Here is a 21,876-nt window from a genome sequence, read left to right as displayed (position 1 = left end):
CCGCCCCACCCCCGGTCCCGTGAGCCGCCCCGCACTCCGTCCGACGAGCCGCCCCAGGGGAGGCACCCGATGACCAGCCCTGTCACCCCGACGACCGGTCCCGCGAAGCCGGCGGGCCCCCCTGGCCCGACGAGCCGGCCGCCCACCCCCCGACCCCTGATGAGCCGCCCGATGAGCGTCCGCACCCACCCCCGCACCGACATCGCCTTCCCCTTCCGCCCCGACCGCCGCGGCCGCACCGCCCACGCCACCCCCGCCGAACACGTCCACGACCTGATCGAGCAACTCCTCTTCACCAGCCCCGGCGAACGCGTCATGCGCCCCGACTTCGGCTGCGGCCTGCTGGACCTGGTCTTCGCCCCCAACAGCCCCGAGCTGATCCACACCCTGGAGCTCTCCGTCCACGCCTCCCTCCAGCGCTGGCTCGGCGACCTCATCGACGTGGAGGCCCTCGACGTGACCAGCGAGGACCACGTGGTCCGCGTTCACCTCGCCTACGTCGTCCGCGCCCCCGGCGCCCGGCGCGAGGACGTGTTCGAGGGGAGGGCCACCGCATGACGAGCACGACCTCACCCCGCCGGACCAAGGTGCGCGCCGCCCAACTGGGCGGCATCGACGCCGTGGAGGTCGGCGACGACGGGCTGCTGCTCACGGTCACGTTCCTCGGCAAGGCCCCGCACGGCCTCACGCCCCAGAACGTCCGCATCGACGGCGGCCGCCGCGTCACCGGCATCACCGCGACCGACGTCAGCGTCGAACGCGAGGACGACCCGGAACTCGACGACCGTCTCCACGTCACCCTCGACCGGCCCGGCGACACCTCCCGCTACCGCCTGTCCCTGGTCGAGACCGACCCGTACGGCCGCCCCGGCACGGAACCCTTCCGCGGCTTCGACCAGCGCTACCACAGCGCCACCTTCGCGTTCCGGCCCGACTGCCCGACCCCGTTCGACTGCGCCGACGGGCACGACGTGCGGCTGGAGTTCCCCGAGGCGCCGGTCGTCGACTACACCGCCCGCGACTACGACACCATCCGCAAGCTCCTGCTCGACCGGCTCGCGCTCACCACGCCCGACTGGCGTGAACGCAGCCCCGCCGACCTCGGCACCACGCTCGTCGAGCTGCTCGCGTACACCGGCGACCAGATCAGCCACCAGCAGGACGCGGTCGCGACCGAGGCGTACCTGGACACGGCCCGCCGCCGGGTCTCCGTACGCCGCCACGTCCGGCTCATCGACTACGCGATGCACGACGGCAGCACCGCCCGGGCGTACGTCACCGTCGAGACCGCCGGTGACCGCACCCTCGCCCCCGGCACGTTCCGTTTCGCCTCCGTGGACGTCCGCGCCCTCGACCCGCACGACCGCCCCGAGCCGGGCACCGTCATCGGGGACGCCGACCTGGCCGACCTCGACGAACGCGGCTCCGTCGAGGTGTTCGAACCGGTCGTCGCCGCCGACCCGCTCCAGCTGCGGGTCGCGCACAACGCGATCCGGCTGTGGACGTGGGGCGGCGAGGTGTGCGCCCTGCCGAAGGGCGCCACGTCGGCGACCCTGCGCGACGCCTGGGCCGACCCGGAGACCTGCCGGGACCGCCGGCTCGACCTGCGACCCGGCGACCTGCTCGTGCTGGAGGAGGTGCGGGGCGCGCGCACCGGCACCCCCGGCGACGCCGACCCGAGCAACCGCCAGGCGGTCCGCCTGACCTCCGTCACCCCGGCCGTCGACCGCATCGAGGACCAGCCGGTCCTGGAGGTCACCTGGGCCGTCGAGGACTCCCTGCGCCGCCCGTTCCGCCTGACCACCCGGGGCGGCCGCGACTGCCTGCCGGTCGAGGACGTCACCCTCGCCCGCGGCAATGTCGTCCTCGTCGACCACGGCCGCACCCTGCCCGCCCCGGAGACGGTCACCGTGCCGCCCGAGCCGGCCGTCGCCGCCCACTGCGACCCTTCCCCGCTCGCGTTCGGCTGCGCCGACCGCACCGAGGGCAACGCGCCCGCGCGGCTCATCGACGCCCTGACCGACCGTACGGAGTCGGGCGACGCCCTCCGCGCCGACGACGTACGCGAACTGTTCGAGGTGGTCGGACTCGCCGCCACCACCCGCGCCGGTCTCGGGCTGGAACGCGCCGGCCAGCGGCACGAGCGGGTCGTGCCGGGGACGGCGTACGCCCAGGCCGCCGCGCTGCGGACGCTGCTGGCGCAGTCCGTGTACCCCGGCATCCGGCCTCGCCTCCGGCCGGTCCTCGGGCACGCGCCCGTCGCCCAGGCGGTGCCGTTCCCCGACCCCGCGACCGTGGCCGCCGGGCAGGCCGAGCGGATCGCGGCGATCCCGGGGCGGGTCCGGCAGCGGCTCGTGGAGCTGTGGCGCAGCGCCCGTGACCGTGACGGGCTCGGCGACCAGGAGGTCTCCGAACTCGCCGTCGTCTACGGCCTGAAGGTCCTGGAGCGCCTCGAGCTGCGCCTGCACCCGGTCCGCGCCCTGCGGGAACTGCTCCACCGCAGCGACCAGTTGCTCGACGCCAAGCTCCGCCGCGCAGAGGTCCTCGCCGCCCGCGCCCGCGCGGGCACGGTCCTGGGCGGGCCCGTCGCATGGGAGATCGCGCACAGCTGGGGCCCGGCGTACGCGGCCGGACTGCACCCCGACGAGCCCGTGCTGCGCGGCCCGGCCGCCGCGGCCCTCACCCAGGACCCGCGCCACGCCCTGCCCGCCGTACGCGTCGAAGACACCGACGGCGGCTGGGAGCCGCGCCGCGACCTGCTCGCGAGCAGCCCGCGCGACCGCCACTTCGTGGGCGAACTGGAGGACGACGGCCGCCTGGCCCTGCGCTTCGGCGACGGCCGGCACGGCGCCCGCCCCACCCCCGGCGCCCGCCTGCACCTCCACTACCGGCTCGGCGGCGGCAGCGCGGGCAACGTCGGCGCGGAGGCCATCAACCACCTCGTCATCACCGACGACTGCGAGGCCCCGCCGGCCGCCGTGGTCCGCAACCCGCTGCCCGCCACCGGCGGCACCGAACCGGAACCCGTCGAGCAGGTACGCCAGCTCGCCCCGCTCGACCTGCGCCGCACCCGCCTGCGCGCGGTCACCGCCGCCGACTACGCCGCCCTCGCCGCCGCCCTGCCCGGAGTGCAGCGCGCCGCCGCCGAGCTGCGCTGGACCGGCAGCGTCCAGGAGGCGCACCTCGCGATCGACGCCTACGGCGAAGCCGCCCCGCCGGAGCGGTTGCTGAAGTTCGTGGAGCAGGACCTGGAGCCGTACCGGCGCATCGGTCACGACCTCGTGGTCGGACCCGCGCGCCTGGTGCCGCTCGACATCGCCCTGACGGTGTGCGCCGCGCCCGGCCACCAACACGGACAGATCCTCGCCGAGCTGTACCGCGTGCTCGGCGCCGGCCGCGGCGGCTTCTTCCACCCGGACGCGCTGACCTTCGGCGAACCGGTCCGGCTGAGCCGTCTGGTCGCCGTCGCCGCGGCCGTCCCGGGCGTCGAGAGCGTGCACGTCACGCGACTGCGGCGGCTGTTCGAGCAGGACCGAGGAGAAAGGGAGGACGGCGTGCTGCGGCTCGGCCCGCTGGAGATCGCCACCTGCGACAACGACCCCGACCGGCCGGAGAACGGCCGCCTGGCGGTTTCCCTGGGAGGTGCCCGATGACGTACGCAAGCCGGGAGACCCCGACGGCTCCGGGGACCCGGAGCCCCGTGACCGGCGACGAGCACCGCTCCTGCGGCGGCGCGTGCGGCGGCCACGACGAGCGTCTCGCGCCGGCCCCGCCGCACAACCCGCCCGGCCGCACCGCGCTCGACGTCCGCGTCGCCGAGTACGGCTCCTTCCTGGCCGCCCTCCGCGACCGCCTCGCCTCGCCCGCCTACCCGGCGCTGCGCGGGCTGACCGTCCGTACCGCGGACGACCCGGCGATCGGCCTGCTCGACGCCACCGCCGTCCTCGGCGACCTGCTCGCCTTCCACACCGAGCGCATCGCCGACGAGGCCTACGTCCGCACCGCCAACGAGCACCGCTCCCTGGTGCTGCTCGGCCGCCTGGTCGGTCACCGGCCGCGCCCCGGTGTCGCCGCCTCGACCCATCTGGCGTACACCCTGGAACGCGATCCGCGCGCCGAGACGGTGCCGGTCGTCGTCCCCCGCGGCGCCCGCAGCCACAGCGTGCCGGCCTCCGCCTCCGAGGAGTCCCTGACCTTCGAGACCGGCCGCGACCTGACGGCCCGCTGGGACTGGAACGAGCTGAAGGTACGGCGCCGGCGCCCCACCCTCGTCACCCCGGCGGACCTGGAACGCCGCTCGGAGCTGTTCGTCGAGGGCACCGCCGACTCCCTCCGGGCCGGCGACCAGTTGCTCTTCGTCTTCGGTGAGCGGGCGGGCGGCGAACGGAAGCTGCTGCCGGTGGCGCGGGCCCGCGTCGACCGCGAGGACGACGTCACGGCGATCTCCCTGCCCCGGTCGGCCCCGCCGACGCTGCGGGAACTCGTCGACGAGGTCCGCCGCTGGACCGCCGCGCCGGCCGCCCCGGGCGAACCCGGCGACGAGCCGCCGACCCCCGAGGTGCCGACCCCGCGCCCGGTCAGCAGGCTGATCGAGGACGTCGAGGACCAGGTCCTCGCCCCGCTGCGGGCCGACCTGGAGACCGTCCGGACTCCCGAACGGCTCGCGGCACGCCTGGCCGAGCCGGTCGAGCGGCTGGGTGAGGCCCAGGTGCTGGCGACGCCGTACGAGCACGTGGCGGCGTGGTTCGAGCAGCTTCAGGCGGTGCTCGCGGAACTCGCCGAGCGCGCACTGGAACTGGCCCCGGCCCAGTCCGGCGAGCCCGGCGAGGCCCGGACGACGGCGTCGGCCGACCCGCGGCACGCGGCCTACGAGACCCTCGCCTCCGTGCTCCCCGCACTGCGTCCCACCCCCCGGCGGACCACTGCCCGCACCCCGCGCCCCGCCACCGACCCGGCCCGTCTCCTGACCTCCCTCGACCCCGGTCTCGGCGCCCTCTACCCGGCCTGGCGCCGGGCCGCCGCACCCGGCACCCCGCAGCTCCTGCGCGAGCTGCTCGCCCTGCGCGTCACCGCGGCCCCCTTCGGCGCCACGGCCCCGCTGAAGCCGGTCCAGGACGACCGCGGCCGGGTCATCCGCACCGCCGACTGGCCGCTCACCGGTGCCGTGCTCGTCACCCTGCGGGTCGTCCACGACCCGGCGGGCAAGGTGCCGGTCCGGGCGGAGTTCCAGTACGTCGAGGGCGGCAGCTCCGACCAGCGCGCCGAGAACCTCCCGGTGCCGCAGCCGCTGACCTTCCCGCTCGGCACCGGCCAGGTCGAGCTGTCCACGCGCAGCGGGCAGGACCGCGACCTGAGCTGGCTCAACCGCCGTCCCACCGACTCCCAGGAACCCGGCGTCACGGCCCGCTTCCACTCCGGTCTGCCCGAGCGCACCCTGTTCGTGTCCCGGCCGGACGCGGACGGCCTGGTCCACGTCGGCGTGAACAACGGCACCTCCGAGCAGATCGCCCTGCGCCCGGGAGCCGCCGAGCAGTTCACGCACGGCGAGTACGAGGTCGGCGTCCGCTACACCGTGGGCAGCACCGAGCCCGGCATCGAGGTGGTCATCGCCGGCAAGCCCGAGCCCCTCAACCGGAAGGTGCTCCAGCTGGACAGCGTGCACACCGGCATCACGCCCGGCAGCTGGGTGGCGATCCGGCGCCCCGCCAAGGGCGCCCCGGACGGCGTGCCCGGCGACGCCGCGCTCGCCTTCGTCACCACGCAGGTCGTGGCCGCGCGCACGGCGGCGTACACCGACTACGGCATCACCGGCCGCGGCACCGAACTCACCCTGGCCGACCCTTGGCTGGACGAGTTCGACGTCCTGCTCTCGCACATCCGCGACACCACCGTGCACGCGGCGGGCGAGCCGCTGCGCCTGGCCGACGAACCGCTCGGCGAGGACGTGCACGGTGACGAGATCGAACTGGCCGAGTTGTACGACGGGCTGCGCCCCGGCCGCACCCTGATGGTCTCCGGTGAGCGCTCCGACGTCCCCGGCGTCGCCGCCACCGAGGTGGCCGTGATCGCCGCCGCCGAGCCGGCCGTGGACCCTCAGCTCCCCGGGGACCACGTCCACACCCGGCTCACCCTGACCGCCCGGCTAGCCCACCGCTACCGGCGAGGCACCGTCCGGATCCTCGGCAACGTCGTCGAGGCCACCCACGGCGAGAGCCGCGAGGAGGCCGTCGGCAGCGGCGACTCCGACCGGGTGAACCAGACGTTCGCGCTCTGGCAGACCCCGCTCACCTGGCTCGCCGACACCAGCCCGCTGGGTGCCAGGCCCGTCCTGGAGATCCGCGTCGACGGCGTCCTCTGGCACGAGGTCGACAGCCTCGCCGGACGCGGCCCGCGCGAGCGCGTCTACATCACCGGCAGCACCGCCGACGGCCGCACCACGGTGACCTTCGGCGACGGTGCGAGCGGCGCCCGGCTGCCCACCGGCCACGAGAACGTCCGCGCCCGCTACCGCTTCGGCACCGGCCGCGCCGCCAACGTGGCCGCCGGCCGTGTCACCCAGGCCCTCACCCGCCCCCTCGGCGTCGTTGCGGTCACCAACCCGCGGCCGGCCACGGGCGGTTCGGATGCCGACGGGCCGGGCCTGACCCGCCGTACGGTTCCGCTCGCCGTCTCCGCCCTGGACCGGCTGGTATCGGCCGGCGACTACGAGGACTTCGCCCGCTCCCGCGCCGGTATCGGCCGGGCGGCGGCACGCGAACTCTTCGACGGCAGGCGGCGCTTGATGCACGTGACGGTCGCCGGCACGGACGACGTGCCGATCGCCGACGACTCCGACACCCTGCGCGCCCTGCGCGGCGCCCTGACCGAGTACGGCGACCCGCACCTCCCCGTCCGCGTGGACGTCCGCGAGCCGGTCCTTTTGCTGATCGGCGCCAAGGTCAAGCTCGCCCCCGACCACGCCTGGGAGGTCGTCGAGCCCCGCGTGCGCCAGGCACTGCTGCACCGGCTCGGCTTCGAGGGCCGGGAACTGGGACAGCCCGCCCGCCTCTCGGAGGTGCTGGCCACCGCCCACAGCGTGCCCGGTGTCGACCACGTCGACGTCGACGTCTTCACCGGCGTCCCCGCCTCGGCCACGCCCGAGCAGCTGGCCGCCCGCCCGGGGACGCCGAAGCCCCAGGTCCCGGCGCACCCGGCGACGTACGAGGAGAAGGTCCACACCGTCCGCGCCCAGGAGGGCGTGACGCTCACCTCGATCTGTGCCCGCCACGGCGTCCCGCTCGCCGAACTGCTGCGCCTCAACCCCGACATCACCGACACCCGGCGCCTGCCCAGGGGCCGTTCGGTGTACGTCTTCCGCGGCATCCGCCCGGCCCAGCTCGCCCTGCTGTCGGCGCGCGCCGCGGACACCCTGATTCTTACGGAGGTCAAGTGATGTCCCGGGACGTCCCGTTCGACAGCTCCCGCGATCCGGACGCGCTCGCCGCGCTGCTGCCCCGCCGGCACCGGCTGCGGGACGCCGAGGAGGGCGAGCCGCTGCGCGCGCTGCTCGCCGTCGTCACCGAGCAACTCGACCGCGTCCGTGACTCGGTGGCACAGGGCTACGAGGACCTGTTCGTGGAGACGGCGGCGCCCTGGGCGCTGCCCTACCTCGGCGACCTGGTCGGCTACCGCACCCTGCCCGGCTACGAACGCGTCCTCACCACCGGCCTGCACGACGGCGGGCGCTCCGCCCTCGCCGAGGCGATCGCGCCGCGCGCCGACGTGGCCGCGGCCGTCGCGAGCCGCCGCCGCAAGGGCACCCTCCACCTGCTGGAGGAGCTCTCCGAGCGGGTCGCCGACTGGCCGGCGCGGGCGGTCGAGCTGTCCCGGCTGGTGGCCCACACCCAGCCGGTCAAGCTGTACGGCGACGGGGGCGCCCACCGGGCCGGCCGCGGCCGGCTCGCCGACCTGCGCGACGGCGCCGCACTGGACCTCGCGGGCGGCCCGTTCGGCGCCACGGCCCGCACGGCCGACGTGCGCCGGGCGAACTCCGGCCGCCGCCAGGGCGGCTGGACCCCGGCCGGGGTGGCCCTGTTCGTCTGGCGGTTGAAGGCGCACGCGCTGACGTCGGCCCCGGCGTACTGCATCGACCGCGCCCGCAACCTCTACACCTTCTCGATCCTCGGCAACGACACCCCGCTGGTCACCAAGCCGTTCCCGGAGCCCGCGCCGACCCACATCGCGACGATCGACAACGTCCCGGCGTTCATCCGGCGCCGCCAACTCCACGACCGGCTGCTGGACCACTACGGCCCCGGCAAGAGCTTCGTCATCCGGCGCGACGGCGAGGACCGGCCCGTGCCGCCGGCCGACATCGTCGTCGCCGACCTGTCCGACTGGCGCTACCGGCCGAAGCGCGGCCAGGTGGCGGTCGACCCGGAGCTGGGCCGCATCGCCTTCGGCTCGCGCACCGCGCCCCGGCAGGGCGTCTGGGTGGACTACCACCACGCCGCCGGCGCGGACATGGGCGGCGGCGAGTACGCCCGGGACGACCGCGTGCCGCGCCCGGACGCCACGTTCTACCGGGTCGGGCCGGGACAGCCGTACCGGCAGATCTTGGACGCCTACCGGGCCTGGCGGCAGGACCGGCGGGCGGACCGTACCGGCCCCGAGGGCATCATCGAGATCACGCACAGCGGTGCCTACCAGGAGCAGCTCGACTTCGACCTCGACCCCGGCGACCGCCTCGAACTGCGCGCCGCCGAGGGCACCCGCCCGGTCGTCCGCCTGCTCGACTGGTACAGCAACCGCCCGGACGCCCTCAACGTCCGCGCGGTCTCCGAGGACTGCGCCCCGCCCGAGCGCCCACGCCTCGTCCTCGACGGCCTGCTCGTCGCCGGCCGCGGCATCAACGTCACCGGCCCGGTGGGCGCCGTCGTCGTCCGGCACTCCACCCTCGTCCCCGGCTGGTCGCTGGAACCCGAGTGCGACCCGCACTCGCCCGAGGAGCCCAGCATCGTCCTGGAGCGCACCACCGCCTGCCTCCAGGTCGAGCACAGCGTCCTCGGCACGATCGAGGTGATCGGCGACGAGGTCGGCGAGGAGCCCCTCGACATCCATCTGCGCGACAGCGTCCTGGACGCCACCGCCGACGACCGCGAGGCCCTGTCCGCCCCGGACTGCCGCCACGCCCACGCGGTGCTGCATCTGCACCGCACCACCGTCATCGGCGAGATCCACACCCACGCCGTCCGCGTCGCCGAGAACTCGCTCTTCACGGGGCGACTGCACGTGGCCCGCCGCGGCATCGGCTGCCTGCGTTTCTCGTACGTCCCCACCGGGTCGCGTACGCCGCGCAGGTACCGCTGCCTGCCGGACCTGTCCGGCGGGGTGCGGCCGCTGTTCGTCTCCCGGCGCTACGGGACGCCCTGGTACGCCCTGCTCGCCGACCGCTGCGCCGAGGAGATCCGACGCGGCGCGGACGACGGCGCCGAGATGGGCGCCTTCCACGACCTGTACCGGCCGCAGCGCGAGGACGGCCTGCGCGCCCGCCTCGCCGAGTACACCCCGGCGGGCACGGACGCCGGGCTCTTCTTCGTGACGTGAGTGAGCGACGTGAATGACATGAGTGATGTGAGCGACGTGAGACCGATCGCCGACTCGAACCGCACCAACCTGAACCAGGGGGACCCCCTTCATGCACGCTGACCTCTCGCGCCTCACGTTCCGTCCGGAACGGCACTACTCCGCGGTCGTCGCCCAGCAGGGCCGCGTCCAGCTCGACGCCGACACCAACGAGCAGACGGCGATACAGCTCCACCGGGCCCGCACCCTCGCCGCCGACCTGATCGGCCCGCACGGCGGTCCGCGTGACGCGGCCGGTTTCCGCATCGAGTACGTCGGCGGCAAGCACGACCTGGACACCCTGCACATCCACGGCGGCCGCTACTACGTCGACGGCATCCTCTGCGACGCCGACCGTCCGGCACCCGGCGTCCCGGTCCTCGACGAGGACGACCAGGAGGCCCCGGAGACCCTCGGCCACTGGACGTACTGGGACCAGCCCGACGGACACCGCGACCCGGAGAAGCCCGGCGACCGCCTGCCCTCGCCCGCGCACTCGCCGTTCGTCGTCTACCTGCACATCTGGGAGCGCTCGGTCACCGCCGCCGAGGACCCGGCGCTGCGCGAGGTCGCGCTGGGCGCGGCGATGCCGGACACCGCCGCCCGTGTCAAGGTGGTCTGGCAGGTGCTGCCGCTGTCGCTGGCCGCGCTGGAGATCGAGGAGCCCGACCCGTCCCGGGAGGCCGTCCAGGCCGCCTTCGCCCGCTGGGCGCGGCGCGAGTCCGCGCCCTCGGCCCGCCTCGCCGCCCGCAGTGAACGCCCCGACCACGCCGACGAGGACCCCTGCCTGGTCAAACCCGCCGCACGCTACCGGGGCCTGGAGAACCAGCTCTACCGCGTCGAGGTGCACGCCGGCGGCGAGGCGAAGGACGCCACCTTCAAGTGGTCCCGCGAGAACGGCTCGGTGGTCTTCCCCGTCGACGAACTCGACGGCACCTGGGTGCGGTTGGCCACCCTCGGCCACGACGAGAAGCTGGACCTCGACGTCGGCGACCACGTCGAGTTCACGGACACCGCCCACGCCTCCCGCCTCGAACCCCTGCCCCTGCTGCGGGTGGAGGAGCTGGACCTGCCCGGCCGCGGGGTCCGCCTCTCCGCCGAACCGGCGCCGGGCGTCGGCCGGCTCCCGCACCTCAACCCGTTCCTGCGCCGCTGGGACCACCAGGCGGGCCCCCGGCGCAAGGGCCGTACGACCAACCTGCGCGGCGGCGCCGTGCCCGTCACCGAGGGGGAGTGGCTGCCCCTGGAGGACGGTGTCGAGGTCTACTTCGCCGCGGGCGGCACCTACCGCACCGGCGACCACTGGATCGTCCCCGCCCGTACCGCCACCGGCGGTGTCGAGTGGCCCACCGACCCGGCCCGCCGTCCGCTGCTCCAGGCGCCCGCCGGCATCGCCCGTCACTACGCGCCGCTGGCCCTGGTCAAGGGCGAGCACGGCGCCGTCGACCTGCGTCTCGCCTTCGGGCCGCTGGCCGCCGGCATGCCCGCCGCCGACGAGGCGACGCTCGCGGCCGAGAACCGGGCCCGCCGTGAGGAGCAGGCGGCCGAGAGCCGGTCGCGGACCACAGCGGAGGCGGACGCAACCGCGGAAGGAGACAACTGATGGCCAAGCCACTGAGCGCGTCCAAGATGGTGGAGATTCTCCGCGCCGAGGGCCTGACGGTCCATGAGGTACGCAACTGGCGCAACCACAACCGCAACAGCAAGGGTCCCTGGGGTCCCGTCAACGGCGTGATGATCCACCACACCGTCACCTCCGGCACCGCCGCCTCCGTCGACATCTGTTACGACGGCTACTCCAGCCTCCCCGGCCCGCTCTGCCACGGCGTCATCGACAAGCAGGGCCATGTCCACCTCGTCGGCAACGGCCGCGCCAACCACGCGGGCCTCGGCGACAGCGACGTCCTGCGCGCGGTGATCAACGAGTCGAAGCTGCCGGCCGACAACGAGGCCGACACCGACGGCAACCGGCACTTCTACGGCTTCGAGTGCGTCAACCTCGGCAACGGCAAGGACCCGTGGCCGGAGGCGCAGAAGGAGGCCATCGAGAAGGCGTCGGCCGCGATCTGCCGCCACCACGGCTGGTCGGAACGCTCGGTCATCGGCCACAAGGAGTGGCAGCCGGGCAAGGTGGACCCGCGGGGCTTCACGATGGACAGCATGCGCAGGCGGATAGCGGACCGGCTCGGCGGGAAGCCCCAGCCGCCGGACCCCAAGCCGCAGCCCCAGCCAGGGCCGAGGTACGAACCCTTCCCCGGCGGTGGCTTCTTCCACGTCGGCCAGAAGTCCCCGATCATCACCGCGATGGGCCGCCGCCTGGTCGCGGAGGGGTGCGACCGCTACCAGGAGGGCCCGAGCCCCGAGTGGACGGAGGCCGACCGCCGCTCCTACCAGGCCTGGCAGCAGAAGCTGGGCTTCAAGGGCAAGGACGCGGACGGCATCCCCGGCAAGTCCAGCTGGGACAGACTGAAGGTCCCGAACACCTGAGCCGCACTCTCCGGTGAGCTGACGGCGGGTGCCCGGGAAGCCCGGGGTCGTCGCGGGCCACGTGTGCCCGGACGGCCCCGGCCGGGCTCAGGCGCCGCTCGGCGGGAAGGCGGGCCGGACGGGAATGCGCACGTCCTGCTCCGGCAACGGCGGCAGCGCCCGCTCCCGCAACCACACCCGGAACAGCTCGTCCAGCGGCCCGGACGCGAACCGCGCCGCGTGCGCGGTGAACGCCGCCGTGGTGACCGCACCGCCCCGGTGCTGCCCGGCCCAGCCCCGCAGCATCCGGAAGAAGGCCTCGTCACCCAGCGCGCACCGCACGGCGTGCACCACGAGCCCACCCCGCTGGTACAGCCGGTCGTCGAACATCGACTTGCGTCCGGGATCGGCGAGCCTCAGATCCTGCGGCTGCCCCGAGAGCGACCGGTGGGCGGCGGCCGCGAGCTGCTGCGCGGTCGGTCCGCCCGAGCGCTCCGACCACAGCCACTCGGCGTACTTCGCGAACCCCTCGTTCAGCCAGATGTGCCGCCAGTCCGCGAGGGACACGCTGTTGCCGAACCACTGATGCGCCAGCTCGTGCGCTATCAGCCGCTCCCAGCCCCGCGCCCCGTCCACATGGTTGGCGCCGAAGAGCGACAGCCCCTGCGCCTCGACCGGCACGTCGAGCTCCTCCTCCGTCACGACGACGGCGTACTCCTCGAACGGGTAGGGCCCGAACAGCTCCTGGAACAGCTCCATCATGGCCGGCTGCCGGGCGAAGTCCCGCGAGAACTCCGGCAGCAGATGCGCCGGGATGTGCCCGTGCTGCGGCACGCCACCGAGGCCCGGGTCGCCCAGCAGCACCGTCCGGTACTTCCCGATGGCCAGCCCCACCAGGTAGCTCGGCGTCGGCGCGGGCTGCTCGTAGACCCAGGTCGTCGTCGAGGCCTTCGTCGTCCGCGTCAGCAGTCGCCCACCGGCGACCACCGAGTACGAGGACGGCGTGGTGACCGAGATCTGGTACGACGCCTTGTCGGCCGGCCGGTCGTTGCACGGGTACCACGAAGGCGCCCCGACCGGCTGACTCGCCACCAGCGCCCCGTCGACCAGCTCCTCCCAGCCGATCCCGCCCCAGGGGCTGTTCACCGGCCTGGGATTGCCCGACCAGTGCACCTCGACGGTGAACGCCGCCCCGGCCCGCACCGCCTTGCCCGGCCGCACCCGCAGTCGGCCACCCCGATGCGTGTAGTGCGCCTGCCGGCCGTCCACCCGCACCCGCCCGATCTTGAAGTCGGCCAGGTTGAGCTGGAACTCGGCGAGCGCGGCCCGCCCCGCGATGGCGTTGATCCGCGCCGTGCCCGCCAGCCGGTTGGGACCCGGCCGGTAGTCCAGCGCGAGTTCGTAGCGGTGCACCCGGTACCGGTGATCGCCGTTGGCCGGAAAATATGGGTCCGGACCCGCCGCCTGCTGAACCGCCACTGCCGCGTCTGCTCCCTGCGCCGTGCTCGTACGACCGCCCTCGTCCCCCGCCGCGGCGGGGGACCCTAGCGGCGCCATGCCTCGATCGGGTTGCCCAGCCACCGGGTGTCGTCGGGGACGGACTCCGCCGCCATCACGAGCGACGCGGGACCCAGTGTGGTGCGGGCCCCCACGGTGCTGCCGGGCAGGACGATTCCGCCAGGACCCAGCGTCGCGCCCTCACGGAGAACCACAGTATCCGTCCGCAAGATCCGGTCGTGGAAGAGGTGTGTCTGCAGTACACAGCCCCGATTCACGCAGGCCCCGTCCCCGAGGGTCACCAGGTCCGCCTCCGGCAGCCAGTAGCTCTCCACCCAGGTGCCCCGGCCGATCCGCGCACCCAGACCGCGCAGCCAGGCGGTCGTCACCGGCGTGCCCGGCACCGCGCCCGCCAGCCACGGCACGGCCAGCACCTCGACGAAGGTGTCCGCCAGCTCGTTGCGCCAGACGAACCCGCTCCACAGCGGATGCTCCGCGGTGCGGTGCCGCCCCACGAGCACCCACTTGGCCACCACGGACCCGGCGCCCGCGAGCACGCCCACCGCGAGCAGCACGACCCCGCCCAGCGGCCACGCCCAGCCGCCCAGCGCGCACAGCGCGGCCACCGTCAGCAGGGCCAGCCCCGCCGAGCAGAACACCGGCACGATCCGGCACAGCTCGACCAGCGCCCGCGCCCACAGCAACCGGGCCGACGGGTCGTACGTCCGGCTCTGATCGCCGTCGGCCGCGCTGCGCGGCAGCTTCACCGGCGGCAGCCCCAGATAGGAGCTGCCCTTCTTCGCCTTCTTCGGCGTGGCCGAGAGCACCCCGACCAGCCCGCCGTCCGGCACGCTGCGCCCCGGCGCGGTCATCCCCGAGTTCCCGAGGAACGCCCGCCGCCCGATCTCCGCGCGCCCGATCCGCATCCATCCGCCGCCGAGCTCGTACGGCGCGGTCAGCGTGTCGTCGGCGAGGAACGCCCCCTCGCCGACCGTCGTCAGGGTGGGCAGCGCCAGCACGGTCGAGACCTCGGCCCCGCGCCCGATGCGCATCCCGAGCAGCCGCAGCCACACCGGCGTGGCCAGCCCGGCGTACAGCGGGAACAGCGTGTCGCGGGCCCGGTCCATCAACTGCGTGACGGTCCATGCCTGCCACCCGGCCCTGCTGTGCGTCGGGTACGTCCCTTCTCGCAGCCCGAGGCTCGGCAGCCGCACCCCGACGAGGATCAGCAGCGCGTACGCCGCACCGAACGCGAGCGTCGCAGGCACCAGCGCGAGCGCGGCACCCCCGAGGGCCTGCGCGAGCCCCCCGCCCGGGGCGACGAAGCGGCTCACCACCAGCAGCGCGGCCCCCGCACCCAGCACCGGCAGCGCCGACAGCGCGAGCCCGGAAGCCCCGTACAGCCCCCGCCAGAACAGACCACGCCCCGGCCGCTCCTTGGGCCAATTGCGCTTCGCCTTGCCGAGCTTGACCGCGGGCGCGCCCGCCCAGCGCTGCCCGGTGGGAATCTGCCCGGTGACGGCCGACCCCGGCGCCACCTCGGCCCGCTTGCCGATCCGCGCCCCCGGGAAGAGGATGCTGCGGGTGCCGACAACGGCGTGCGCGCCGACCTTCACCGGCCCGATCTCCAGCCGGTCCCCGTCCAGCCAGTACCCGGACAGATCGACCTCGGACTCGACGGCCGCGCCCCGGCCCAGCTTGAGCATGCCGGTGACCGGCGGCAGCGAGTGCAGGTCCACGTCCGGCCCGACCCTGGCACCGAGCGCCCGCGCGTACCGCTCCAGCCACGCCCCCGTGAGCGAGGTCGCCCCACTGGCCTCGGCCAGCCGCTCCGCCGCCCACAGCCGCAGGTGCACGCTCCCCCCGCGGGGATATCTGCCCGGCCGCACGCCACGCAGCAGCAGCCTGGCCCCACCGGCGGCGACGGCGAGCCGCCCCGGCGGCGTGAACAGCAGCACGGCCAGGGCGCCGACGGCCCACCAGGGGGCGGTCGGCAGCCAGGCGTACCCGCTCAGCACATTGCCCACGGCCGCCAGGACGACCGTCCACCGCAGTCCGGTCAGCGCGAACAGCGGCAGCAGGGCGAGCAGCTGCACGACCTGGGCGCGCCGGGGCACCGGGGCGACCGTGCGCCGCACGCCGTCGTCCCGCGCCGATTCCTCGAGCCGCCGGGCCAGCTTCCGCAACGTGGGCCGCTGGTAGATGTCGAGCACGGCGGCGTCCGGGTAGCGGGTGCGCAGCCGTGTGGTCAGCTGGGCGGCGGCCAGACTGCCCCCGCCGATCGCGAAGAAGTCGTCGGACGCGGCCGTGACCGGGATCCCCAGCACCTCGGTCCACTGCTCGGCGAGCCAGGCCTCGGTGCCGTAGAGCTGCTCGGCCTTGGCGCCCGACCCGATCCCCTCCAGGGGCCAGGGCAGGGCGCCCCGGTCCACTTTCCCGGACGTCCGGGTGGGCAGCTCGGCGACCGGCGCGAGCAGCGGCACCAGCGCCGCCGGCAGCTCGGCCCGCAGCCGCTGCACCGCCGCTTCCGCGTCCCAGCCCTCCTGGGTGACGACATAGCCGACGAGCAGCTGATTGCCGCTGCGCGCGGTCCGTACGGCGGCAGCGGCACCTGCGACGCCGGGCAGCGCCTGCAGCGCGGCGTCCACCTCGCCCAGCTCGATCCGCCGCCCGCCGAGCTTGATCTGCTCGTCGGCCCGGCCGAGGAAGACCAGCCCCTCGGGCTCGGCCCGCACCAGGTCACCGCTGCGGTACGCCCGTTCCCAGCCCAGCGAGCGGAGCGGCGCGTACTTCTCCGCGTCCTTCTCGGCGTCGAGGTACCGGGCGAGCCCGACGCCGCCGATCACCAGTTGCCCACTGGCCCCCATCGGGACCGGCTCCCCGGCCTCGTCCACGACGGCCAGCTCCCAGCCCCGCAGCGGCAGCCCGATCCGCACCGGCTCCTCGCCGCCCATCAGCGACGCGCAGGCCACGACGGTCGCCTCGGTCGGCCCGTAGGTGTTCCAGACCTCGCGACCCTCGGTCACCAGCCGCTGCGCCAGCTCGGGCGGGCACGCCTCACCGCCGAAGATCAGCAGCCGTACGTCGTCGAGGGTCTCCGGCTCCCACAGCGCGGCCAGCGTCGGCACGGTCGACACGACCGTGACCTCCTGCTCGACCAGCCACGGCCCCAGGTCGGCCCCGCTGCGCACCTGCGCCCGTGGCACCGGCACCAGACAGGCCCCGTACCGCCAGGCCAGCCACATCTCCTCGCAGGACGCGTCGAACGCGACCGACAGCCCCGCCATGACCCGGTCGCCGGGCCCGATCGGCTCCTCGGCCAGGAACAGCGCGGCCTCCGCGTCCACGAACGCGGCGGCACTGCGATGGCTGACGGCGACACCCTTGGGCTTCCCGGTGGACCCGGAGGTGAAGATGATCCAGGCGTCGTGCTCGCCCCCGGGGCGCCCGGCGGCCGCCGCGGCCGCCGCCCCGTGGACGCTCACCTCGTGCCCGGCCCCGACGACGGCCCGGACCTCCGCCTCCCCGAACACCAACGCGGCCCGCTCGTCCGGATCCTCGGCATCCACGGGCACATAGGCGGCGCCGGCCGCGAGTACGGCGAGAATCGCCACGTACAGATCATTGGTCCCCGACGGGACACGGACCCCCACCCGGTCCCCGAGCCCCACCCCGGACGCGGCGAGCCGCGCCCGCAACCGCTCCACCTCGACGGCGAGCGCCCGGTAGGTGAGCCGGACCGCCCCGTCGTCCAAGGCGAGTTCGTCGGGATGCGCCCGCACGGACGCCTCGAAGACGTCCACGAGCGTGCGCGGGGAGGCGGCCGGTCCCCCGGAGAAACGTGCCCTGTCACCGAACCGTTCGCGGATCTCGTCGTCGAGCAGGCCGAGAGCACTGCTCTCGTGTATGGCTGCCATCGGGTCCTCGCGTCTCGATCCCGGAAGCCTCCGGGGCGCTGGCGGGCCCGCAGGTCTGCCTGGGGTTGTCCGGCTCCAGCTCCGTAACAAGCCGGAAATTTTAGTACGACGGTAAGTTCGTCGTCGTGCGGCGGCCACCTGCGGGGGCCGTTCGGGTCGCTCGGCCGGGGGTGTCGACGGCCGTGACCTCGGGGTCCTCCCGGTGGGGGAGAGATGGCCCACACAGCGCCGGGCGAGCCGTCCCGAAAAAAGCAGAAGACCCCTGGTGAACAGGGGTCTGAGCTGGTGTCCGAGGGGGGACTTGAACCCCCACGCCCGATAAAGGGCACTAGCACCTCAAGCTAGCGCGTCTGCCATTCCGCCACCCGGACAAGGTGTCTGTCGCGCTGGGTTGCCCCCGCGGCGACGACGTAAACATTACCAGGCTTTCGGGGGTGGCTGATCACACCCCCGGGCGGGCCCGGACCGCCGTGAACGCCGTGTGACGGGCCGGGAGCGGTCTTGGGGAGGCGGCGGGCTCGGGGGGAGGATGAGGGGGACCACCAGCGGCGACTGCGGAAGGAAGCGGCGTGAGCGACACGGGCACGGCCGAAGGCGTCACCGGCGAGGACGAGGTCGTCGACCTCTGCCGCGAGCTGATCCAGATCGACACCAGCAACTACGGCGACCACTCGGGGCCGGGTGAGCGCAAGGCGGCCGAGTACGTCGCCGGCAAGCTCGCCGAGGTGGGCCTCGAACCACGGATCATCGAGTCACACAAGGGCCGCGCCTCCACCGTGGCCCGGATCCAGGGCGAGGACCCGTCCCGGCCCGCGCTGCTCATCCACGGCCACCTCGACGTGGTACCGGCCAACGCGGCGGACTGGACCCACCACCCCTTCTCCGGCGAGATCGCGGACGGCTGCGTGTGGGGTCGCGGGGCCGTCGACATGAAGGACATGGACGCGATGACCCTCGCGGTCGTCCGCGACCGGCTGCGCAGCGGGCGCAGGCCCCCGCGGGACATCGTGCTCGCCTTCCTCGCCGACGAGGAGGCCGGCGGGACCTGGGGCGCGCGTCACCTGGTCGACAAGCACCCCGAGCTGTTCGAGGGCGTGAGCGAGGGCATCGGCGAGGTCGGCGGGTTCTCCTTCACCGTCAACGAGCAGCTGCGGCTCTACCTCGTCGAGACCGCCCAGAAGGGCATGCACTGGATGCGGCTCACCGTGGACGGCACGGCCGGGCACGGCTCGATGACCAACACCGACAACGCGATCACCGAGCTGTGCGAGGCGGTGGGGCGGGTCGGCCGGCACAAGTGGCCGGTGCGGGTCACCAAGACCGTGCGGTCCTTCCTCGACGAGCTCTCCGACGCCCTCGGCGTCGAACTCGACCCCGAGAACATGGACGAGACCCTCGCCAAGCTCGGCGGCATCGCCAAGATGATCGGCGCCACCCTGCGCAACTCGGCCGCGCCCACCATGCTCGGCGCCGGCTACAAGGTCAACGTCATCCCGGGCCAGGCCACGGCGCACGTCGACGGGCGGTTCCTGCCCGGCCACGAGGAGGAGTTCCTCGCCGACCTCGACCGGCTCCTCGGCCCCCGTGTGCGGCGCGAGGACGTGCACGCCGACAAGGCGCTGGAGACCGACTTCGACGGCAGCCTCGTCGACGCCATGCAGAGCGCGCTCAGCGCCGAGGACCCGATCGCGCGGGCCGTGCCCTACATGCTCTCCGGCGGCACCGACGCCAAGTCCTTCGACGACCTCGGCATCCGCTGCTTCGGCTTCGCGCCGCTGAAGCTGCCGCCGGAGCTGGACTTCGCCGGGATGTTCCACGGCGTCGACGAGCGAGTGCCGGTGGACGGGCTCAAGTTCGGCGTGCGGGTGCTCGACAGGTTCATCGACGCGTCCTGAATTGGCCCACTGAAACGACACTTCAGTATTCGCCCGTGTGTGCCCCGCGTGACCGTGAGGGGTGAATGCGCTCATCAGGTCGTAGCCCTATTAGTTCCTCCTCGTTACTGGTGATGCGATCAGCTACTTGGGATCGCATTGCCAACAAGGAGGAATAATGATCAAGAAGGTCGTCGCCGCTGCGGCTGCCACCGGTGGCCTGGTTCTCGCGGGCGCGGGCCTCGCCGTCGCCGACTCGGGTGCCCAGGGTGCCGCCGTGGGTTCCCCGGGCGTTCTGTCCGGCAACGTTGTTCAGGTTCCCGTGCACGTCCCCGTGAACGTCTGCGGCAACACGATCTCGGTGATCGGCGTGCTGAACCCCGCCTTCGGCAACACCTGCATCAACAAGTGACGCTGCCTTTCTAGGTTCGTCCACGCCGTCGGTCCCGGAGCGCACGCCATGCGCTCCGGGACCGACCGGTCTTTTCACGTAGGTCAAGTGGGGGAAGGCAGGAATTCAGCAATGCGACAGGGCACCCGCAAGGGACTGATGACCGTGGCGGCGGCGACCGGCGTGATCGCCGCCGCGAGCGGTCACGCCCACGCCGACTCGGGCGCGAGCGGATCCAGTGCGAACTCGCCGGGCGTGCTGTCCGGCAACACGGTCCAGGCGCCGGTGCACGTGCCGGTCAACGTCTGCGGCAACACGATCAGCGTGGTCGGCATCCTCAACCCGGCGATCGGCAACTCGTGCGCCGACCAGGGCGGGGGCAAGGAGACGCCGGGCGGCTACGGCGACGAGCACGGCGGCTCCGGTGACCACGGCTCCTCCGGCGGCGGGGCGCAGGCGGACGGGCACACCGAGGGCTCGCCCGGCGTCGGATCCGGCAACCACGTCCAGGCGCCGATCCACGTGCCGGTCAACGTCTGCGGCAACAGCGTCAGCGTCATCGGCGTCGGCAACGCGGCCGTGGGCGGCGACTGCGCCGACGACGGCGGCACCGGCCACGGTCACACCACGCCGCCGGGAGGTGGCGACGGCGGTACGACCCCGCCGGGGACGCCGGACAACCCGGGTGGGCCCGGCAACCCCGAGCAGCCGGGTACGCCGGGTGACGGCGGCACCGGCCCCGACAGGGGCGTCGACTCCAGCTCGGGCACCAGGGACGTCGTCGGCTCCGGCACCGGGGACGACACCGCCTCCAGGGACGGCGACCGTGCCGGGGACGCGGCGGTCACACAGCTCGGCCGCGACTCCCAGCTCGCGCAGACCGGCAGCGGTCTGCCGATGGGCGCGGCCGCCTCGCTGAGCGCGGGGGCACTGCTGGCGGGCGCCGTCCTGTACCGCAGGGCGCGCGCCTCGGCGTAGGCGACCGCCCCGCGCACACGCGCGACCGGAGACGGAGCGGGCCCCGCGTCCGGTGGGGCCCGCTCCGTTCCGGTTGTGCCGCCTCAGCTCACCACGTGGCCCGCACCTGGCGGATGATCCGCCGGCGCAGCCGTACCCTGCGGCTGCCGTCGCGCAGCAGGCTCAGGCGGTGCAACTCCCAGTTCCCGTACTCGGCATGGTCCGTCAGCAGGCGGGTGGCGTCCTTGCGGGAGACCCCGCGCGGCACGTACACGTCGACAAATTCGTATTCCGGCATCGCATCTATTGTGCGGGCAACGGCCCAGTACGGATAGCGTCTGCCCTATGTCTGATGCTGCGCAGCCCACCGCTGCCGAGGTACGCGCCGCCGCCGAGGCGGTCAAGGCCGCGCTCGACCGTCATCTCGCGGCGGTCGAACGCAGGTCGGGGGAGGACGACCCGGCCGTCTACGAGGCGTTCAACCAGCTGGCCGCGGCCGCAGAGGCGTACGACGAGCTGCTCTACGACCGTTACGACGAGGTCACGCCCTTCGAGATCCCCGCCGCGGAGGACGCGCTGCCGCCGTACACGGGACCCGAGGAACCGAACGCTTTGAGTGTGCTGATCCGCCGTGACTACGCGGTGGCGGAACCGCAGCGACTGCTGGCGCAGGCCGAGCGGATCGAGGCGGCGGACGCGGACAGCACGGACGCGGAGGCCGCGAGCACGATCCACGGGGCGCTGGGCATCCTCTTCGGGGAGTTCGAGCCGGACGAGATCGCCTCCCGGCACAAGGAGTTCGGCCTGGAGGAGGGCGACTCCACGCTGTGGGTGACGGCAGCGGAGGAGCCCGCCGAACCCGGGGAGTGGCTGGAGGCCCCGTTCGAGGCCGTCGACCCGCAGAGCGTGGTCTGCCGCTTCGACGTCAGCGCGGTCTTCGACGACGACGAGCCCGACGACGAGGACGAGCCCGACGACGAGGACGAGCCCGACGACGAGGACGAGGACGAGGACGAGCCGGACGACCCCGAGGGCCTTGAGGACGAGCTGGACCTGGACGAGGACGAGGACCTGGAGCCCTTGGACGCGGACCGGCGCTGACCAGCCACGCGGCACACGACGAACAGCGGCCACGGGGAACTCCCCGTGGCCGCCGCTTCACGCCGCCCGG

The 21,876-nt window shown here is 74.1% G+C and carries 13 protein-coding genes and 1 tRNA gene; 10 read left to right on the top strand and 4 right to left on the bottom strand.

The window, feature by feature from the left end; genetic code table 11:
• The first annotated feature begins 171 nt into the window (after positions 1-171).
• The 6 genes from ACFV6X_RS30955 to ACFV6X_RS30930 all read left to right on the top strand — a co-directional run bounded on the left by ACFV6X_RS30955 (position 172) and on the right by ACFV6X_RS30930 (position 12,090).
• The gene (locus tag ACFV6X_RS30955; protein ID WP_385389174.1) at positions 172-558 is read left to right on the top strand and encodes a GPW/gp25 family protein; all 387 of its coding nucleotides are present in this window, start codon (positions 172-174) and stop codon (positions 556-558) included.
• On the top strand, positions 555-3,653 hold the full coding sequence (locus tag ACFV6X_RS30950) for a putative baseplate assembly protein (protein ID WP_385389172.1): 3,099 nt from the start codon (positions 555-557) through the stop codon (positions 3,651-3,653). Before ACFV6X_RS30955 ends, ACFV6X_RS30950 begins: the two co-directional genes overlap by 4 nt.
• On the top strand, positions 3,650-7,432 hold the full coding sequence (locus ACFV6X_RS30945) for a putative baseplate assembly protein (RefSeq protein ID WP_385389170.1): 3,783 nt from the start codon (positions 3,650-3,652) through the stop codon (positions 7,430-7,432). The genes ACFV6X_RS30950 and ACFV6X_RS30945 overlap by 4 nt, the downstream gene beginning before the upstream one ends.
• A complete protein-coding gene (locus ACFV6X_RS30940; protein ID WP_385389167.1) occupies positions 7,432-9,585 on the top strand; it encodes a hypothetical protein in 2,154 nt (717 codons plus the stop codon). The genes ACFV6X_RS30945 and ACFV6X_RS30940 overlap by 1 nt, the downstream gene beginning before the upstream one ends.
• A 91-nt stretch (positions 9,586-9,676) precedes the next feature.
• Positions 9,677-11,206 (top strand): DUF6519 domain-containing protein, encoded by a 1,530-nt coding sequence (locus ACFV6X_RS30935; protein WP_385389165.1) that lies wholly within the window; start codon positions 9,677-9,679, stop codon positions 11,204-11,206.
• Entirely contained in the window at positions 11,206-12,090 is an 885-nt protein-coding gene (locus ACFV6X_RS30930) for a peptidoglycan-binding protein (RefSeq protein ID WP_385389162.1), read from the top strand. Before ACFV6X_RS30935 ends, ACFV6X_RS30930 begins: the two co-directional genes overlap by 1 nt.
• Before the next feature lie 87 nt (positions 12,091-12,177).
• On the opposite strand, the gene ACFV6X_RS30925 is transcribed toward ACFV6X_RS30930, so the two are convergent.
• The 3 genes from ACFV6X_RS30925 to ACFV6X_RS30915 all read right to left on the bottom strand — a co-directional run bounded on the left by ACFV6X_RS30925 (position 12,178) and on the right by ACFV6X_RS30915 (position 17,854).
• A complete protein-coding gene (locus ACFV6X_RS30925; protein ID WP_385389159.1) occupies positions 12,178-13,548 on the bottom strand; it encodes a M1 family metallopeptidase in 1,371 nt (456 codons plus the stop codon).
• Between the two features lie 65 nt (positions 13,549-13,613).
• Positions 13,614-17,483 carry a Pls/PosA family non-ribosomal peptide synthetase gene (locus ACFV6X_RS30920; RefSeq protein ID WP_385389157.1) on the bottom strand — a complete coding sequence of 1,290 codons (3,870 nt, stop codon included), beginning with the start codon at positions 17,481-17,483 and terminating at the stop codon, positions 13,614-13,616.
• 283 nt (positions 17,484-17,766) lie between these two features.
• Positions 17,767-17,854 (bottom strand) — tRNA-Leu (locus tag ACFV6X_RS30915).
• A 198-nt stretch (positions 17,855-18,052) separates the two neighbouring features.
• Between ACFV6X_RS30915 and ACFV6X_RS30910 the strand changes: the two genes are divergently transcribed.
• The 3 genes from ACFV6X_RS30910 (at position 18,053) to ACFV6X_RS30900 (ending at position 20,726) form a co-directional block, all read left to right on the top strand.
• Entirely contained in the window at positions 18,053-19,378 is a 1,326-nt protein-coding gene (locus ACFV6X_RS30910; protein WP_385389155.1) for a M20/M25/M40 family metallo-hydrolase, read from the top strand.
• 157 nt (positions 19,379-19,535) lie between these two features.
• A complete protein-coding gene (gene chpH, locus ACFV6X_RS30905; RefSeq protein ID WP_365460513.1) occupies positions 19,536-19,769 on the top strand; it encodes a chaplin ChpH in 234 nt (77 codons plus the stop codon).
• Between the two features lie 111 nt (positions 19,770-19,880).
• Entirely contained in the window at positions 19,881-20,726 is an 846-nt protein-coding gene (locus ACFV6X_RS30900; RefSeq protein WP_385389153.1) for a chaplin, read from the top strand.
• 88 nt (positions 20,727-20,814) lie between these two features.
• Here ACFV6X_RS30900 and ACFV6X_RS30895 read toward each other — a convergent pair whose 3' ends face one another.
• Positions 20,815-21,003: a DUF5703 family protein gene (locus tag ACFV6X_RS30895; RefSeq protein ID WP_365460441.1), complete on the bottom strand. Its 189-nt coding sequence runs from the start codon at positions 21,001-21,003 to the stop codon at positions 20,815-20,817.
• A 47-nt stretch (positions 21,004-21,050) separates the two neighbouring features.
• Between ACFV6X_RS30895 and ACFV6X_RS30890 the strand changes: the two genes are divergently transcribed.
• Positions 21,051-21,806, top strand: a complete 756-nt coding sequence (locus ACFV6X_RS30890; RefSeq protein WP_385389151.1) for a hypothetical protein — start codon at positions 21,051-21,053, stop codon at positions 21,804-21,806.
• Positions 21,807-21,876 lie beyond the last annotated feature (70 nt).

The organism is Streptomyces sp. NPDC059861, assembly GCF_042731435.1.
GTDB lineage: Bacteria > Actinomycetota > Actinomycetes > Streptomycetales > Streptomycetaceae > Streptomyces.
Note: the sequence above shows the minus strand (reverse complement) of the source record. Positions and strands in the feature narration are given on the sequence as shown.

Bases quoted from the DNA above. Each gene is read 5' to 3' on its own strand.
- ACFV6X_RS30955 (WP_385389174.1), top strand. From the start codon at position 172: ATGAGCGTCCGCACCCACCCCCGCACCGACATCGCCTTCCCCTTCCGC.
- ACFV6X_RS30950 (WP_385389172.1), top strand. From the start codon at position 555: ATGACGAGCACGACCTCACCCCGCCGGACCAAGGTGCGCGCCGCCCAA.
- ACFV6X_RS30945 (WP_385389170.1), top strand. From the start codon at position 3,650: ATGACGTACGCAAGCCGGGAGACCCCGACGGCTCCGGGGACCCGGAGC.
- ACFV6X_RS30940 (WP_385389167.1), top strand. From the start codon at position 7,432: ATGTCCCGGGACGTCCCGTTCGACAGCTCCCGCGATCCGGACGCGCTC.
- ACFV6X_RS30935 (WP_385389165.1), top strand. From the start codon at position 9,677: ATGCACGCTGACCTCTCGCGCCTCACGTTCCGTCCGGAACGGCACTAC.
- ACFV6X_RS30930 (WP_385389162.1), top strand. From the start codon at position 11,206: ATGGCCAAGCCACTGAGCGCGTCCAAGATGGTGGAGATTCTCCGCGCC.
- ACFV6X_RS30920 (WP_385389157.1), bottom strand. From the start codon at position 17,483: ATGGCAGCCATACACGAGAGCAGTGCTCTCGGCCTGCTCGACGACGAG.
- chpH (WP_365460513.1), top strand. From the start codon at position 19,536: ATGATCAAGAAGGTCGTCGCCGCTGCGGCTGCCACCGGTGGCCTGGTT.
- ACFV6X_RS30900 (WP_385389153.1), top strand. From the start codon at position 19,881: ATGCGACAGGGCACCCGCAAGGGACTGATGACCGTGGCGGCGGCGACC.
- ACFV6X_RS30895 (WP_365460441.1), bottom strand. From the start codon at position 21,003: ATGCCGGAATACGAATTTGTCGACGTGTACGTGCCGCGCGGGGTCTCC.
- ACFV6X_RS30890 (WP_385389151.1), top strand. From the start codon at position 21,051: ATGTCTGATGCTGCGCAGCCCACCGCTGCCGAGGTACGCGCCGCCGCC.